Origin of the sequence: Candidatus Seongchinamella marina, from assembly GCF_026262685.1 — a bacterium.
GTDB lineage: Bacteria > Pseudomonadota > Gammaproteobacteria > Pseudomonadales > Halieaceae > Halioglobus > Halioglobus marinus.
Genome location: NZ_SHNP01000002.1, coordinates 527,120 through 543,931, shown reverse-complemented (window position 1 = coordinate 543,931; position 16,812 = coordinate 527,120). Strand labels below are relative to the sequence as shown.

The following is a 16,812-nucleotide window of genomic DNA, read 5'->3' as shown; positions in this document are numbered from 1 at the left end:
GGTGAGTCTATTTAAGCAATGATCCTAAAATCCCTCTCAAGAGTTCCCTTCCAGTGGCGGACCCAAGACTGCGGGCAACGCTTTTCATAAACGCTTCGCCAACACTTTGGCGCGAACTGCCACTGCTTTTTTTACTTTTTGCTTTGGTCGTGCGTTCGGCCGATTCAAAGTCTTGCTGCTGCTTCAAGCGAGCCTGTGTGCGTTCAGACAATACCTCGTGCGCTGAACGAGGGTCGAAGGCCTCTCCGTAACGTCGCATATTGGGGTCACGATCTAAGATGGCCTTGCGTTCGGCGACTGTTGCTTTGCCCATGCGGGAGTGGGGCGGCCGCACCAGTACGCGCTGAACCGGGGAGGGTACACCCTTTTTTTGCAGTGTTGATACCAGCGCCTCGCCAACGCCCATTTCGGTAATAGCGGTAACCGTATCCAATTTCGGGTTGGCGCGAAAAGATTGCGCTGCCACTCTGACGGCTTTCTGCTCTTTGGGTGTATAGGCGCGAAGCGCGTGCTGTATGCGGTTGCCAAGTTGAGCCAGTACGGTATCGGGGATATCACTGGGGCTTTGGCTGACGAAATAAACCCCTACTCCTTTGGAACGAATCAAGCGCACGACCTGTTCGATTTTTTCCAACAAGTGCTTGGGACTGTCTCTGAACAGCAGGTGTGCTTCATCGAAAAAGAACACCAATACCGGTTGCTCCGGATCGCCCAGTTCTGGCAGCGTTTCAAAAAGCTCAGAAAGCAACCACAGCAGGAAGGTTGAATAAACTCTTGGGCTCATGATGAGCTTGTCTGCAGCCAGGATGTTGATCATTCCACGGCCGTCGCGACTGGTCTGCATGAAGTCCTCTAACTGCAGTGCCGGTTCGCCGAAGAATTTCCTTCCACCTTCGCGCTCCAGCATCAATAAGCGACGCAAAATGGCGTTCACAGAGGCTTTTGATACTCTATAACCGGTGCCCATGTTTGCGCTGTTATCTCCTAGGTATTCCAGAGTCGTGCGCAAATCTTTAAGGTCTACCAGCAAGACTCCTTCCTGGTCGGCAAACTCGAACACCAGGGTCATCACGCTTTCCTGGGTCTCATTCAGATCCAGCAGACGCGAGAGCATTTGCGGACCCATCTCTGACACGGTGGACCTCACAGGGGTGCCCTTCTTGCCAAACAAGTCCCAGAAAGCCACCGGGTAGGCGCGCTGGTTGTAGTTTTCGATACCAATTTTCGCCACGCGTTCGTCTACCTTGGGGTGCGGTTTGCCCGGCTGGCTCATTCCCGAAATATCACCTTTGACATCCGCTAGGAACACCGGCACTCCCAGGTCCGAAAACCCTTCTGCCAGGCACTGCAGGGTCACGGTTTTGCCAGTTCCGGTGGCGCCTGCAATGAGGCCGTGGCGGTTAGCGTATTTCGGATTTAGCGTAACTTGGCCAGCATCATTGCCACCGATGAGTATACTCATGTGTTGTTTCCGTATAGCGAGTGGTAGAGCAGTGAGAGTATATTTATCGTGCGCTTGTTGCCAGTTTTCACAGGGCTGCTAGATTAAATAGAAGGATTGGGAGTGGAATATGCGTTGGAAGGGCGGTAGGCGCAGCGACAACATTGATGATAGGCGCGGCGATTCCCCTGGTTACGCATCGGCAGGGGCAGCTCCATTGATACTGCGTTTTCTGCCGGCCATGCTGCGCAGTAAAACCGGTCGTTTTATTCTGATAGCGGGCGTATTAGTGGTCTTCGGTGGCCGTATGCTCGGTGTAGACGTGTTGGGCCCGGCTCTCAGTGGTTCAGGAGCTGCTTCGGGTGGGCAGTTTCAACCGACGCAAGAGCAGCAACAATTGGCAGATTTTGTTGCCGTTGTGCTCGCCGACACTGAAGACACCTGGCACCAGCTGTTTCGCCTACAGGGTAAAACCTATAAAGAGCCTACACTGGTCTTGTTCACTGGCGCGGTCAATTCCGCCTGTGGTTCGGCGAGTGCCGCTGTGGGGCCGTTTTACTGTCCGGGGGATCAGCAGCTTTACATAGATCTCTCGTTTTTCAGGGACCTGAGTCAGCGCCATGCAGCGCCCGGTGATTTCGCGCAAGCCTATGTTATCGCTCACGAGGTCGGGCATCACGTACAAACTCTGCTGGGTATCAGTCAAAGCGTGCGCAAGGCAGGACAGGGCCAAAATAAGGCTGCTGTCAATGCACTTTCTGTACGACAAGAGCTGCAGGCCGATTGCTTTGCCGGTATATGGGGCTATGCTGCAAATGCAGACAGGCGGCTGCTGGATCCTGGCGATCTGGAAGAAGCTCTCGCGGCGGCTACCGCCATTGGTGATGACCGCCTGCAACGTGAGGCCGGCCGACAGGTGGTGCCGGACAGTTTTACCCATGGGAGCTCATCTCAGCGGGTGAAGTGGTTTAAGGTCGGCTTTGAAAGCGGTCGACTGAGTGACTGCGATACGTTCGCCGCCGACGATTCTTAAATCTTACCTGTCGCTTTTTCAATCGCGTTCATTTAGCGACAGATGGTATCGGCGGGCGAGCATCTCCATTATTGGCCTTGTTAATTTGGTCGACTGGAGCACCACCTATGACTTCTGCCAGAATCATTGAATACCGCATTACCCGAAACCTCATGGAGCCGGGTGTGCAAATTGAATCTCATCGTCAGTACGGTCTGGCGGAGCGCCTCATTGCAATCGTCGCTACAGCCGCTGCTTTGCTGGCATTTGGTAGTTATCTGCCGGAGTTGGTCACGGCGGGTGTTGTCGGAGGTGCGGTATGGGTTCTGGGTACCAGATGAGGTTTTTCTCATTTATATAAATAAATAGCTATATTAATCAAATATATACGATAATAAACTAAAGTAAAATATAGTTTTTATTATGGTCATCTGCAGGGCGGCAAGAAACCGATAATCCATCACTAAAGGCGCATTGATGATGGGATTGTCAGGAACGGCACCACTAAAAAGATCATGAAATAAATGTAATGACCTCTGCTTCAAATGCCTTCGGATCTTGAACGGACAGAGGATGCCCCACACCGGGCATAACAACTCGCTTTGCATTGGAAATAGTGTTTTCTAGTAGTTCGGCCTCGACAAGGTAATGCGTGTCATTTTCCCCAACCAAAATAAGCGTGGGGCATCTGATAAGCTTTAACTCGTCCACAAGCGAGGGACGGTCGATTGTCACTCGAAAGCAACCTTTGAAACCTTGAGGCGTCGCTTTCTCTCGGAAGAGGGCAATCATATGATGCAATTTTTTCTGCGCCATTAGTCCATCAAATAGCGTTCCTGAAAAATAGAAATCATAGGTTTCTTCCAGGCCTTTTTCATCGAGCATTGTTTCGACCAAGCGTGCGCGAGCAATGATTGCTTGAGGCAAACGTGATGCCATCGCAGACGCCAATATAAGACGGTCTAGCCGTTCTGGCCACCTTGTAGAAAAGGAGAGGGCGGCCACTGCACCCATCGAAAAACCAAGTATAGTCACTTGGTGAATACCCAGGTGATCCACAACTGCTTTCAGATCATCGCCGAATTTTTCGACGGTGTAGTAGCTCTCGGGGCCCTCATCAAAGGGAGGATGATCTGAGTAGCCAGAGCCACGCTGATCGAAAGTGATTAGTCTGTGTGACTTAGAAAAGGCTTCACGATGTTCATCATACATTCTGTGATCATTGGCCATGGCATGACACAAAACCAAGGCTGGCCCTTGTCCGGAAACCTGGTAGGCGATATTAACGCCGTCTTCTGTCTTTGCTATGCCATGTTTCATGTGGATGATTTGCCAAGGGCTCCACTGCATCCGAAGGCGAAGGCATTCTGCGATTGTGACGCCTGCCGACAAACAGCACAGTCGGGCTTAGGGCCAGCATAGGTCATTTATAGTGCAGCCCGTCAGGTAGCCAAGACACTATTTACTCCTGGGTTTGTATTGTGTGGAGCAGTACCCACGGCTAACTTCCGGACTTCGCAGCTTCACGTGTTTTGTTTTTTTACTCGTTACTCTCTTGCGCCACAAGCGAAAGCTGGAAGGCTTTAGCGATGACCTCATGAACTTAATGACTTCCGCTTCGGTAAAGCCATAATTTGCATGTATTGCTTCAAAGGGAGTTCGGTCTTCCCAGGCCATTTCAATAATTCTGGACTCAGCTTCTTCTGAGAGAGCAGTAATCTTACGCTGATGTTTCATCAAAATTTCCAATCGAAGGTCTATTGTCGCGGGCTATAGTTTGCCACGAAACGCATGCCCGCGTGTTTCGTGGAATATCAATCAGGGGCAACCACCTCATGCTCTTCGGTGAAGAAGATCGTTGAGGCCTCCATGTCGATAAATCTCGCCTCATCTTCTGCGAGTATTGCGCCCGCAATCTGACCAGGCTCTGTCGCTAATACAGTCTCCAGGTGTTCAAAACTATCCCACCAGATTTCTGCGAGTCCATCAAACACCGCCTGTTTCATGCCCCTCCCAGAGGAGGCGGTATTGCCGAGGTCTGCTCGCTTGGTGTGGCTCTGTACATAACGCTTTATGCCTAGATCTTCAACTTTGCTACTCACTAAAGGGCCATGCATATCGAGCCAATAGTTGTAGAAATCCGTCTCGGAAATTGAAGGTTTCCTTTTAACGCAAAAAACCATTTTTATCATAATGCCTCCGTTGGCTATAGCGACGTTGAATGAGTTCGCAGAGGACGCCCGCTGTTGCGGCGCCGAAACCGCTTGCTAACGATAAGGACTGGTGAGCGAGTCACCTTCGCCCCGGACTTGAAAGTACCAGTCTGTTAAGCGCTCAACATTTGAAACAGATTCACTGATTGGGTTCCATTTGCAATGTGCGCAGATCGTTCACCACAGTGTCTACGTGTAAGAAGCCTGCGCTGTAGATATTGCGGATACGTCGATCCCTATCGATCAGGTAGACCCGCAGTATGTGTGACATGGTGCCGGCGTAGTCGCCATCTTCGTTGTAGAACATCTTACGGTACTGGCCGTAACCCTCAAGAATAGGCTGCAGTTCATTTTCATTTTTTGTGGTCAGAAACTCCCAGTCAAAGCCCTGGCGGCGAAAGTGCATGGAGTAGTCTCGCATGGCTGCTGCTGTGTCCTGGATTGGGTCGAAGCTCAAGCTAATAAGACGTACCCGATCTTTGAGGTCTGTCGAAGCAAGCAGCCGCAGTTGCAGTTGTTTCATTACATAGCTGGCGAGGGGGCAGCCATTGACATCCGGGCAGTGAGTATAAATAAAGCCCATCACTACCAGCTTGTCTCCCGTCAGATCATGCAGTGGAAACGATTCACCATTCATGTCGATAACAGCGCCGTCAGCCGCAGACCCCAGTGGGGGTAGCTGGTAACTACCAGCAGCGGGCGGCTCGAACTTGAGGGGTCCATATCCAGGCGCGAGAACCTGAGTGGTTTCTGACCAAACCTTGAGGCTGGCACAGAGTAACACCGCGCCGATTGCCAACCAGCGCAGTGACCAGTGGATGGGATTCAACGCGCCGAGACCTTTTCTCCATAAAGCGCATGGGCACCGAAACGCATTTGATGCGGGGCACCGAGTTTTTCGGCAATGAAGTCAATGGCCATTGTTTGTTCCAGCTTCTCGCCATCGAAGTTATACACCTTCAAGTATTGCAAATCGGGCCCCGCGGGCGCGGTCTTGTCCCAGTTAGCCAATAGGGAGGAGGTGTAGTAAACACGCTTGCCGTCCCAACTCTGGGAGACCATGTTGACCTGCTCGCCAATGCGCTGCTCCCACATCTGTTTTGCGTTGAATGGATCGCTGATGTCATAAAGTCGGGTCATGCCGTCGTTCCAGGTATTTATCCAAAGACGGGTATCATTGTTGGAGATGGAGATGTCCACAGGCAGAGGAATCTTTGTCGCATCGCCAATATCGCCAACGGCGCTGGCCTGCCACTCACCCTGTTCGTCGAGGTAGATCAGCCAGACCTTGGAGGTGAGTGCAGTAGTGGTGAAGCAGTAATCGTTTTCCTCGTTCCAGGCGCACCGGATTTCAAGGGGAGCGCCGGGCACATCCAGCACTTTCGTCGGCTTACGGGCATGCATATCCCAGATTACAACGGTGTTGCCGAAAGCTTTCATAGCCTCCGGGTCTGCCATCATAGTGCCCAGATTCATCATATAGTTGTTCCAGCCAGTGAAGGAGGAGGTCACCATAGCGTTGCGGCGGGGCAGCACACGAACATCGTAGCCGAAGCCGTCCGCATACTGGCCGGACTTGACTGCCCCCTGCAGGTTATCGTCAGTAGGCATCCAGTAAGTCTTGACGAAGTCACCTGCATTGGTGTATTCCACCATTGCGGTGCGTCCGCCATGGTCGCGATTGTTGGACAGACCGCTAATCATCATGCGCCCGGGTAGAGCGTAGTTGGTATGGGGGCCGACCACTCCGCCGCTTTTTGCCACAAAATCGGTAATGGTCTTGTGCAAGGTGGGCTTGGCTGGATCGGTATGTACATCGAAAATGAATATATGGTTAGTATCCAGACCAGAGGCCCACAGGAAACGGCGGTCATCGGTAAGGCCCGTATGATGGGCCTCGTTGCGCCCGCCAACGGAAATTGAATGGACAACCTTGCCGTAACCGTCGGAATCGGGGTTGACGTCGACCGTCACCAACTTGTCTTGTTCGTCACCTACCCCTTCCAGGCCAAGTGTCCAAACGTAGACGAAGTCCTCCTGACCTTCTATCTTGGCCATGTAGGGTGACATGCAGGTTTCATCGGCAATTGCCGACATAGAAAACAAGAGTACAAGGAGCAGTGTAATTCGCATGACGAGCCTCAGCTTATTATGAACTTTGCAGTAAACTTAGTCGAAATCCTCGATTATTCCAAGCGAAAGTTAGCAGCCGCTTCGAGAGGATGGCGGCATGCTGCATTGCTTCTGGCACTTGCCGTGAACATCGTGAATGCTGGGTCTGATCACCCAATCCCGTCCGAGAGCTTGTCCTTGATTATTGGCGAGCCAGCACCGCTGCTGGAACAGATTCAGAGTCCACCTCTGGGATTGCCCGTAATGGATATTCCCAAGCAAAATCCAGTCTCAGAAAAAAAGATCGCGCTCGGACGTAAGTTGTTTTTTGATCGCCGTTTGTCGTTTAACGGCACTCTCTCATGCGCGATGTGTCACGTGCCGGAGCAGGCGTTCACCCAGCGTGAACTGCGCACTCCGGTTGGCCTGGAGGGTCGCTTCGTAAAGCGCAATGCGCCTGCGCTCTACAATGTAGGTTATCGCCGGGTGTTGTTCTTCGACGGCCGCGAGCACAGCCTGGAGAATCAAGTATGGCAGCCGTTGCTGCTGCACAACGAGATGGCTAACCCTTCTATAGGCTTCGTGCTTAGTACTATCTCCAATGCCGAAGATTACCGGGGGTTGTTTGAGATGGCCTTCGAGCAAGGCCTGACCGTCGAAACCCTTGGCATGGCGCTGGCCAGTTACCAACGGGGTTTAGTGTCCGGTGATTCCCCCTTCGACCGCTGGTATTTTGGCAATGAACATGCACTTCCTGAAGCTGCACGTAATGGCTGGCAGGTATTCCAGAATGCGGGTTGCGCCACCTGTCATACGATTGCGGATGACCATGCCCACTTTACCGACGATCAGTTCTATGACACCGGAATTGGCTATGCTCGCTCAATGAAAAGTGAGTCAAAGCCTCAGCCGGTGCGCCTTGCACCAGGTGTCAGCGTGGTACCTACAGTCAGCTTTGAAACTGCCAAGGCGAATGATCTTGGGCGTTATGAGGCTACTGGGCGCAGCGAAGACAGGTGGTTGTACCGAGTGCCGAGCCTGCGCAATGTGGCGCTGACCGCTCCCTATATGCACGATGGTTCTTTTCCTGATCTCGACTCGGTGATTGCCTGGTACAACGATGGCGGTGAACCTCATGCCGGGCTCGATGTCAGAATCAGGCCGTTGAACCTGACGGCTGAGCAAGTATCTGACCTGCTGGTTTTTCTTGAGTCGCTTACGGGTAGCAATATAGCGACATTGGAAGCCGACGCAAGATCCGCGCAAATTGGCGACCCATAAAAAGCGGGCTATTGTGTAGGATCGACAAAGTCTACGTTATGTTTCAAGAACCACTCACGCCCTTTGAGCATGTAGTGCCAGTAAAAAATTGGAAGCCCCGTCGCCTTGATCCACCAATAACTCCAGCGCTCCTTGGCAGGATTCAGGGGGAACGTAGGGGTAACTTTGCCGCCGTAGCAGAATTCTGCCATCAGGACTTTGCCATAAGCTGTGGTCAAGGGGCAGGAAGCGTAACCGTCGTAGGTATCTTCCAAACTACGGCCATCCATAACTTTAAGCAGGTTTTTGACGACGACCGGAGATTGCTTGCGAATCGCCGCGGCTGTTTTTGAGTTCGGTGTAGAACCGGCGTCGCCGAGGCCGAACACGTTGCCATATCGGGTGTGGCGCATCGTGCCCTGATCGAGATCTACGAACCCTGCTTCATTTGCCAGCGGACTGTTCTTGATTTCAGCCGGGGGAGACTGCGGTGGTGTGACGTGCAGCATGTCGAATTCTATGTCCAGGCGCGACCCGGAATTTTCGCCCCCAACGACTTCGAAGGTTGCCCGGCGATTCTCGCCATCTATAGCGACGAGGTTATGTTGGAAATGGACATTGATCTTGTGCCTCTCTGCCACCTTTACCAACTCTTTGGCAAATAGGGGCACGGCAAACATCCCGGGGGCATGGGTAAGAAAGTGCAAATCACATTCAGCGCCGATGCCTTTCTTGCGGAGATAATCTGCTGACAAGTACGCCATTTTCTGCGGCGCTCCAGGACATTTGAAGGGCAAAGGGGCTTGGGTGAATAGTGCTTTGCTGCCGGGCTCAAGGTTTTGCAGGCACTGCCAGCTATACTCGGTATAGCGCGGGTCGTAGTTGCTGCAAACTCCGTTAGATCCAAGCGACTGTGCAGCGCCTTCGATTTTATCCCAATCGAGACAGAGTCCGGGGCAAACAACCAGGTAGTCGTACCCCAGGGTTTCCCCGCTGTCTAAGGTGATACCGTTGTTGTCGGGATCAAAAGCCGTTGCCTTGCTGTTGATCCATTGAACGCCGCTTGGCACAAGTTTGCCTTCTTGCCTGCGCGTTTTATCCAGACTGTAAGCGCCTGCACCCACCAGTGTGAGTGCAGGCTGATAGTAGTGATCATTCTGCGGTTCGACTACAGCAATGCTGAGTTTACGACTGCCTTGGCGTTTAGCCAGGCTGGAAGCAACGGTAATGCCAGCGGTGCCGCCGCCGATGATAAGGACATTGAATTTAGTCTGATCAGCCACGGTATACCCTCTCGAATGTCAGGATTCAGTGACTAAGAGTATAGCTCATTCCAGCGCAATGACACGTCTCGCATCGGTGAAACTGTTGTGCAGACCAATCTAACAACATCACCCTTGGCCTTGCGCTGTGAAATTCCCGGTACAGTGCAAAAAGCGGCTCTTTCAAAAAGCGACTTTGGTAAACACCGTGGACCTGTCCCCGCTGTGAACGGGCAGGGCTTCGCTGGGTCTAGCTTTTATAAGGCCATTAGCGATGTCTGGTAGGCTCGGACTCGAGTCAACGAGAAAACCCGTTACCGGCTCAGTCGAAGCCAGGGTCAAGTTCACGATGACATCATGGTTTTGGGTGCCATAAAACAGCAGGCCAGTATAACTCGGGCTGTTTTCTTGCTCGTACGACGGCAATGAAAGTTTCACCCCATCGACGGTTGCACTTTTTATCGCAGCCGATGCAGGTAGGTATAAACGCAAGCGCCATGCATGGCGCTGAGACGACAAGCGCAGTCGAACCTGCCTTTCATCTTTTATGGTGCGGCTTTCCACTACATCAACAGTTGGCGCCGGAAGATGAACGTTAGCTACCGGGGCAAGGAAAGGAATCGGGGTGCTAGACCAGGGCACTGCTTGCCCGGCGTCGGGCTGGAAGGGCGAGGCTTCCAGCATTGCTGGCGGCACCTGTCCCTCGGTTTCTATATGCAGCATTGCTTTGCTGGCATCAGTATCCTGGATGTACAGCACATTTAAATGTTGGGGTCGGTGTTCTGAGTAAACAGGCAGTACCGAGGCGGCCACTAATCCAGTGAGTAATGCGGCACCAACCAGTCTTGTGCTTGCGATTAACGCCGGACCTCTCAAAAAGCCAAGCAAACAAATCACATAAAGCCCTACCCATGGCCACACGGTGACAACCAGACCATAGCCTTGAGTCTGTTCCAGCAGCAGTGCCGTCGGTAAAAACAGCGCTGCTACCGCCAGAGTACCAAGAAAGAGTCCTGCTTTTAATGCGGGATAACGACCCAGGCAGTTAGCCAGGGAAAGCAAGGTAGCCGCCAACAGCAGTTGCGGCATTAACATTGCCGCAGCATCTGGCATAACCAATAACACGGGCAGTGTGAGTAGCCACACCCCCAACCATCCCGCCACTAGCAGCGTGTCTAGCGCAAAACGCTCAGCCAGCCAGCGGCCGCAAAGCAAGGCGGGAAGAGTCGTGCCCGATAAGACGATAAGTCGCTGCGGCCATAGGTATGCAGGCCACGGTACGGTGACGCCATTGATAGCACTAAGCAGCGCCATGCAGAGATGCACCAGCATGCCGCCGATGATCAACGTCGACAGAGGTAGCACTACAGAGGCGAGTAATATTTGCTGAACACTGCCACCTGCGCGAATGCTCGCCCAGAACAGCAGAACGCCTGCCAGTCCATACATAATGGGGGTCCAATGAGTAGGCCATTGCAGCCAAGCGCCAAACGAATTGAGATAAGCCACCTTGGTGTCGTGCTGTGTCGAGAGGTCAGCGTTTGCAAGTTGCAGGGTGAGAGGAAATAGGTTGTCGCCATGATGCTGAACTGTTCGTGGATCGAGGTTTTCAGGATTATCGTTAGGAGTATGGTAATGATTGCGTTCGCCCGCGAAACTGAAATCTATGCCCGGAATTTTAGCGGTCAGCGAGACGGAAAAGTCCGTGTCGTTTGGCATGCGCTTGAAAACTTCATCGGCCAGACTGGAACCCATCGGTTGGGCGGCGGTATCAGCAAAAAAATTCATGTACCAGGCATTGGCCATCGAGGTGCGCAACACCATGCTCGCACCGCGAGTACCACTGCCTTCCAGGTTGAGTAATACACCAATCTGCGCAGCAAGAGGGTGCTGTTTGAAAAAAGCCTCAGCGCCATGCAGGCCTGTTTCCTCGCCATCGGTGATGAGAAGCATGATGGGGTGACGAAAACCGCCCACCGCGCGCGCCGCCCTGGCGGTCTCAAGAACGGCCACCACCCCGGCCATGTCGTCACCGGCACCGACCGCGTGGGGCACGCTGTCGTAGTGAGCCATCAGGGCTACGTAGGGGCCTGTTACCTGGCCCGGGATTATTGCAATTACGTTTTCGACATAGGCGCAGCTATGCCGTTTTGCATTGCAACCCCATGCGCGTTGCTCCTGGTGGTCAATGCCTTGCTCGTCTAGCCAGGCTTGTATTCGTTGTTTAATTACCCGGTTTTGCTTCGACCCCACAGGGTGAGGCAGATTTTCTGCCAGCAAGTGGTTTAACAGGGACATCGCTCGCTCGCCTGAATATTCGGTGGCGGGCGCTGAGTTGGGTGTCAAGGGGTGAGGCTGCTCCAGCCAGAGCGCAGTCGACACGGTGAGCAAACTAATAAGAGCAGCAAGCGGCAGCGGATTTTTCAATGGAAGGCGACCTCGTTTAGATGCGCAGGGCTGAGTCTACTTAATCCATTACATTACAGCACCTCGAACACCTGCCAGTAGGCTAATGTGCCGATCAGTGCCAGTTGCAAGATAGCTTAGTCCAGGTCAGGCCAGTGTAGGTCTGTTCAGGAAGGCGGGCAATTTTTCTCTTTGTGCCTCCACAGGCACCCCATCCGGCCGCGCAATGGCACATACCTGGGTCGGATATGACCTGCATTGTTGCGCATACGCCTTTGACGTTTGCCGGGCCTTAAGTATTAAATTTCATCCCGCGATAACCCCTCGACAAGTACTGGACACGCTTTGCGTTTGCGGCATATTTACTTGACCGTGGGAGGGGGCAGAGGGGACACTGGCCGGATAATTCATAACACACCCACAGGAAAACCCCATGGTATCAACATATCTCGCCACGCCCCTGTCTGCGAAACGAAAACTCGTCCCAGCGGTTGGAATGGCTCTGGCACTTGCAGCCGGTCAAAGTTATGCCCAGTCAGCACTGGAGGAGGTCATTGTGACTGCCTCTAAACGAGCTCAGACCTTGCAGGAAGTCCCTATTGCTGTGTCCGTTGTCAGCTCAGAGCAAATAGAGCAGGCCGGGGTTTTGGATATCAAGGACCTACAAACGCTAGTCCCGAGCCTGCGAGTTACACAGTTGCAAAGCTCTGCCAATACTAACTTCATCATCCGAGGCTTTGGTAACGGCGCCAATAATGCGGGTATCGAGCCATCCGTGGGTGTCTTTATTGACGGGGTTTACCGCTCACGAGTTGGAAGCGCGCTGGCTGATCTGCCCAAACTGGAGCGCATAGAAGTGCTACGTGGTCCGCAGAGCACACTGTTTGGCAAGAACGCATCAGCTGGTGTTATCAGCGTCATAACCGCCAAGCCGGATTTGGAAAGCTATAGCGGCTCCGCCTCGGTTACCGTAGCCAACTATGATCAAGTTATAGTCAAGGGTGATGTGACTGGCCCCATTACAGACAATCTGGGCTTCAGCCTGTTCGCGAGTTATAACGAACGAGAGGGCTACTATGAAAATATTGAACTGGGTACTGAAGAGAACGATCTGGACCGCTACAGTTATCGTGGTCAGCTACTCTGGGAGCCTACAGATCGCATGGGCTTTCGGTTGATTGTCGATGGTGAGAGTCTCGATGAGATCTGTTGTGGCGTTTCTAACCTCGTAGATGGGCCTACGGGAGATGTGGTGAGGGCCATTGGTGGTGACCTGGTAGGCAATGAGCCTTTTGCCTATGAAGGTTACTATGACTTTGATCCTGTTACAGTAATCGACACATCGGGTGTTTCACTCGAGTTCGGCTATGACTTTGATAACGTGACCCTAACTTCTATCACTGCGTATCGCACTCTGGAACAAAATCAATTTGGAGATGTGGACTACACCAGCGCACGTCTGGTCAGCGCGACGCAGGCGAACCTTAGCGACACCAGCATTGATACGTTCACTCAAGAACTTCGCCTAACGTCAGACGGCGATGGTAGCTTGGCCTGGATGGTCGGCGCTTTTTACTTTACCGAGGAAGTGGAGATCGACGGTGCCTTTGGCTATGGCGATCAATTCAGAGACTACGGCAATGGCATCAGTGGCGGCGCAGTCAATCTCCTCGAGGCTTTATTGGGCCCCGTTCTGGGATTTGCACCCGGATCATTTTTTGCTGAGGGTACTGGTTTCCCATCCGAGAAATCGACACAGGACGACGACACGATTTCGGTATTCGCCCAGGGTGATTTTGCATTCGCGGATAACTGGACACTCACCTTAGGTGTAAACTATACAGAAGTCGAAAAAGACGTGAAGATCGATTTCACCAACAATGACGTATTTTCTTCGATTCCACTTGGTCTTTACTTGCCGCCAACGTTGGCCGCAGATGCGCAAGCCTTTCAGTTTCTGCCCCCTGTCGTCAATTATCCCAATGCTGTTGAAGACGGGAGTAGCAAGGACGATGACACCACCTATACGGTTAGACTTGCTTGGGACGTTACTGACAGCATGAACGTGTATGCGGGAGTGAGTACTGGTTTCAAAGCATCTTCATGGAACCTCTCTCGCGATAGTAAGCCGCTTGCAGAAGACATTCCTGCCCTGGACGCAGCAGGCCTTGTGGTGCCGAACTTGGCGCCGGGCACTCGTTTTGCTAGCCCAGAGGAATCCATCGTCTATGAAATTGGTCTGAAAGCGCAGTACGAAACCATTAGTTACAACATGGCTATCTTCTCTCAAGAAATTGACGACTTTCAATCAAATGTGTTTTCAGGCACCGGCTTCAACCTGGCTAATGCTGGCAAGCAGTCCGTTGAAGGCGTTGAGTTTGACATGAACTGGTATCCCATTAACGACCTTCGCGTGTCGTTTGCGGCTACTTATCTGGATCCAAAATATGATGAGTTTGAGGGAGCCCTGGGTGTTGATGGGCCTACCGACTTGTCTGGTGAGACACCTGCTGGTATCCCCGAACTATCCACCAATACATCAGTGACCTATAACTTCCAGGCCGGTTCACTCGCAGATGGCTACGTGCGTGTTGAGCATGTTTATGAAGATGAGGTGCAGGTCGTTGACAACGTACCCAAGGACATCGCATCGCGCGAAATTAACATGGTCAACGCTAGTCTTGGACTGTACTTTGCAAACGGTTGGGAAATGAACCTCTGGGGTCGCAACCTTAATGAGGACGAATACTTGCAGTCAGCCTTCCCCTCAGTGGCTCAAGAGGAAAGCTATAGCGGTTATCCGAATACTCCTCGCACCTACGGTCTCACTGTTCGCTACTCGTTCGAGTAACATCCACGGGAGTTCCTTCATCCCGTGTGGCGAGAGGCGATCGCCACACGGGATGGCCTTCAGCTCGATTCAATCAAGCCGCTTGCATCCGCAATCCGGCTCCATGTACTAGCTCCAAGTACTCATAGTGCCGGTGTTCACTCATACTCTCCTGAACGCGTGCGTATAGCTCACTTGGGCATGGGCTAGTCCGAGCAATTTTTAGGCGGGTGCTGCCTCCAGGTCTTTGCGCAGGTGCTTGGACGCAAAGTAGAAATGGCAGGCAGACCAAAACATCACCGCCGGCAATAAATAAAGCATGGCCAAACGCAGTGAGTCAGCTCCGTGACTGGCACTTAGCTGATCGCTGAGTACTCCAACAAGAAATGGCCCACAACCGAGGCCAATAATATTGAGAATAAAAAACAGAATCGCAGATGAGGTCGCGCGCATTTTCAGGCCAACGAGATTGTGAGTCGTGGCTAGAGTGTTGCCCAGATAGACTTGGTGGAGCAGTCCCGGTATCAACATCATGCTCAGAGCGACATAGGGGGTGTCCGCAAGATACACAGCAACCATAAACGGAACCGCAATAAAGCCCGAAATCGCAGGCAGCCACATATACCAGCGCTTATCCCGAGGCGATAGCCAATCTGCGGCCATGCCTCCAAAGAAAACGCCTATTGCGCCGCATAAACCGATAATAATCGCAAGCCAGGTGCCCAGCTCACCAGTAGACATTTCGTGGCTGCGAATCATGAAGGAGGCGGTCCAACTGGCAGTGCTGTAACCTGAAAATGCATTCAGCGAGGCGGCGAGCGACAGATGACGGAATGTTCGGGATTCCCAAAGGGTTTGTATCACTTTCTTTAGCGGCACGGACTCTGCTGTCACCGTTTTCTGTTCGATCAAACCGCGAGTGGGTTCGCGTAAAGTCAGCATAATGAGCCCGGAGAGAAATACACCGGGTATGCCGACGACAAGAAATGCTGTGCGCCAGCCGAAGTACTCGTTTAACCAGCCGCCGAATAGAAAACCAAACAAGATGCCAAAACTAACACCGGTGGAATAAAACCCCAGGGCCGTCGCCCGTCGGTTCGGGGGGAAGATGTCAGAAATCATTGAATGTGAGGGAGGGCTGCCGCCGGCCTCACCGATGCCAACGCCAATGCGCGCCAACACCAGCTGCGTGTAGTTTTGTACCATGCCGCTAAGGGCTGTCATGAAGCTCCAGATAAAGAGGCTGCCTGCCACGATGTTGCGGCGATTGGCATGGTCTGCCCAGCGCGCAATCGGGATCCCAGCAGTCACGTAGAATATCGCGAAGGCAAACCCGGTTAGCAGTCCCAATTGGCTGTCTGACAGGCTCAGGTCGGCCTTGATTGACTCTTGTAAAATGGCCAGTAATTGCCTGTCAATGAAGTTAAAGGCGTAGACCAGGGTCAACATCCCTAGTGCGTAGTAAGCCGCTTTGGGTTTGTCGTAATGATTTCTATTGCTATCAGACAACTGTAGTACTCCGAGTTTTTATTCTATGACCGCTGAGGCTTGCACAACGCAATGCACATAAATATTGTCATTCAACGGCTCGATCAATCGCACGCAGGAAAGCGGGGCGGGTTCGCAGGCGTTCGACATAGGCGACAAGTGACGGGAATGGCTCAAGCAAGCCAAGCATGTGTGCCATGTTAACCATATAGCCAATGCCGAAATCAGCACCGGATAAATCGGATCCTAAAATGTAGTCGCTGTCGCCCAGTTTACTGGCGATATGCGAAAAGTGCAGCTCCACTTCAGGATCTGCGAACATATCCAGTAATTCCACCGTACCACCTGCACGCATCGACAGCAGCTTCATCATTAAGGGAGTGAATACCGAACCTTCCGCATAGTGCAGCCACTGGATGTATTCGGCCCAGGTGTTGAGGTCCGAGCGAGGGGGAGATAGCCGGTTCTCGGTGTCGTGCTTTTCCAGTAAGTAGGTCGCAATGGCACCAGATTCTGACAAAATCAGTCCATCATCATCGATGACTGGCGATTTACCCAGCGGATGCACTGCTTTTAACTCTGGTGGCGCTCGCATGGTTTCCGGGTGCCTGTTGTATTCGATGAGTTTGTACTCGAGTTCGAGTTCTTCGAGTAGCCAGACAGTGAATAGAGAGCGGCCGACCCGCAGGTGGTGAATAGTGAGCATGGCTAGTCCTTGTGAGTTGATTTATGTCGAGGTTACGACTGCCAACTTAGCAAGAGTGGAAGCTGAAAGAAACGATCGTAAA

The 16,812-nt window shown here is 52.5% G+C and carries 14 protein-coding genes; 4 read left to right on the top strand and 10 right to left on the bottom strand.

Going from position 1 to position 16,812, the window contains the following annotated elements:
- Nucleotides 1-7: 7 nt before the first annotated feature.
- A complete protein-coding gene (locus tag EYC87_RS07395) occupies nt 8-1,462 on the bottom strand; it encodes a helicase HerA-like domain-containing protein (RefSeq protein ID WP_007227865.1) in 1,455 nt (484 codons plus the stop codon).
- A gap of 109 nt (nt 1,463-1,571) precedes the next feature.
- Here EYC87_RS07395 and ypfJ point away from each other — a divergent pair, with 109 nt between their 5' ends.
- Nucleotides 1,572-2,474, top strand: a complete 903-nt coding sequence (gene ypfJ / locus EYC87_RS07390) for a KPN_02809 family neutral zinc metallopeptidase (RefSeq protein WP_279252313.1) — start codon at nt 1,572-1,574, stop codon at nt 2,472-2,474.
- 107 nt (nt 2,475-2,581) lie between these two features.
- Entirely contained in the window at nt 2,582-2,794 is a 213-nt protein-coding gene (locus EYC87_RS07385; RefSeq protein ID WP_007227667.1) for a hypothetical protein, read from the top strand.
- 172 nt (nt 2,795-2,966) lie between these two features.
- Here EYC87_RS07385 and EYC87_RS07380 read toward each other — a convergent pair whose 3' ends face one another.
- The 5 genes from EYC87_RS07380 to mtoX all read right to left on the bottom strand — a co-directional run bounded on the left by EYC87_RS07380 (nt 2,967) and on the right by mtoX (nt 6,799).
- Nucleotides 2,967-3,773, bottom strand: a complete 807-nt coding sequence (locus EYC87_RS07380) for an alpha/beta fold hydrolase (protein ID WP_279252312.1) — start codon at nt 3,771-3,773, stop codon at nt 2,967-2,969.
- Between the two features lie 138 nt (nt 3,774-3,911).
- Nucleotides 3,912-4,190, bottom strand: a complete 279-nt coding sequence (locus tag EYC87_RS07375; RefSeq protein ID WP_007228018.1) for a TIGR03643 family protein — start codon at nt 4,188-4,190, stop codon at nt 3,912-3,914.
- 77 nt (nt 4,191-4,267) lie between these two features.
- Nucleotides 4,268-4,636 carry an EthD domain-containing protein gene (locus tag EYC87_RS07370; protein ID WP_279252479.1) on the bottom strand — a complete coding sequence of 123 codons (369 nt, stop codon included), beginning with the start codon at nt 4,634-4,636 and terminating at the stop codon, nt 4,268-4,270.
- 169 nt (nt 4,637-4,805) lie between these two features.
- Nucleotides 4,806-5,495 carry an SCO family protein gene (locus EYC87_RS07365; protein ID WP_279252311.1) on the bottom strand — a complete coding sequence of 230 codons (690 nt, stop codon included), beginning with the start codon at nt 5,493-5,495 and terminating at the stop codon, nt 4,806-4,808.
- Entirely contained in the window at nt 5,492-6,799 is a 1,308-nt protein-coding gene (gene mtoX, locus EYC87_RS07360) for a methanethiol oxidase (protein WP_040540131.1), read from the bottom strand. Before mtoX ends, EYC87_RS07365 begins: the two co-directional genes overlap by 4 nt.
- An 18-nt stretch (nt 6,800-6,817) precedes the next feature.
- On the opposite strand from mtoX, the gene EYC87_RS07355 reads away from it, so the two are divergent.
- On the top strand, nt 6,818-8,059 hold the full coding sequence (locus EYC87_RS07355; protein ID WP_279252310.1) for a cytochrome-c peroxidase: 1,242 nt from the start codon (nt 6,818-6,820) through the stop codon (nt 8,057-8,059).
- An 8-nt stretch (nt 8,060-8,067) separates the two neighbouring features.
- On the opposite strand, the gene EYC87_RS07350 is transcribed toward EYC87_RS07355, so the two are convergent.
- Both EYC87_RS07350 and EYC87_RS07345 read right to left on the bottom strand, forming a co-directional pair.
- On the bottom strand, nt 8,068-9,321 hold the full coding sequence (locus tag EYC87_RS07350; protein WP_279252309.1) for an NAD(P)/FAD-dependent oxidoreductase: 1,254 nt from the start codon (nt 9,319-9,321) through the stop codon (nt 8,068-8,070).
- 162 nt (nt 9,322-9,483) lie between these two features.
- Entirely contained in the window at nt 9,484-11,727 is a 2,244-nt protein-coding gene (locus tag EYC87_RS07345; RefSeq protein ID WP_279252308.1) for a M20/M25/M40 family metallo-hydrolase, read from the bottom strand.
- 412 nt (nt 11,728-12,139) lie between these two features.
- Between EYC87_RS07345 and EYC87_RS07340 the strand changes: the two genes are divergently transcribed.
- On the top strand, nt 12,140-14,557 hold the full coding sequence (locus EYC87_RS07340; protein WP_279252307.1) for a TonB-dependent receptor: 2,418 nt from the start codon (nt 12,140-12,142) through the stop codon (nt 14,555-14,557).
- 201 nt (nt 14,558-14,758) lie between these two features.
- Here the strand turns inward: EYC87_RS07340 and EYC87_RS07335 are convergent, their stop codons facing one another.
- Nucleotides 14,759-16,045, bottom strand: a complete 1,287-nt coding sequence (locus tag EYC87_RS07335) for a spinster family MFS transporter (RefSeq protein ID WP_007227772.1) — start codon at nt 16,043-16,045, stop codon at nt 14,759-14,761.
- Between the two features lie 67 nt (nt 16,046-16,112).
- Nucleotides 16,113-16,730, bottom strand: coding sequence for a glutathione S-transferase family protein (locus EYC87_RS07330; RefSeq protein ID WP_279252306.1), 618 nt, complete (start codon nt 16,728-16,730; stop codon nt 16,113-16,115).
- Nucleotides 16,731-16,812: the final 82 nt, after the last annotated feature.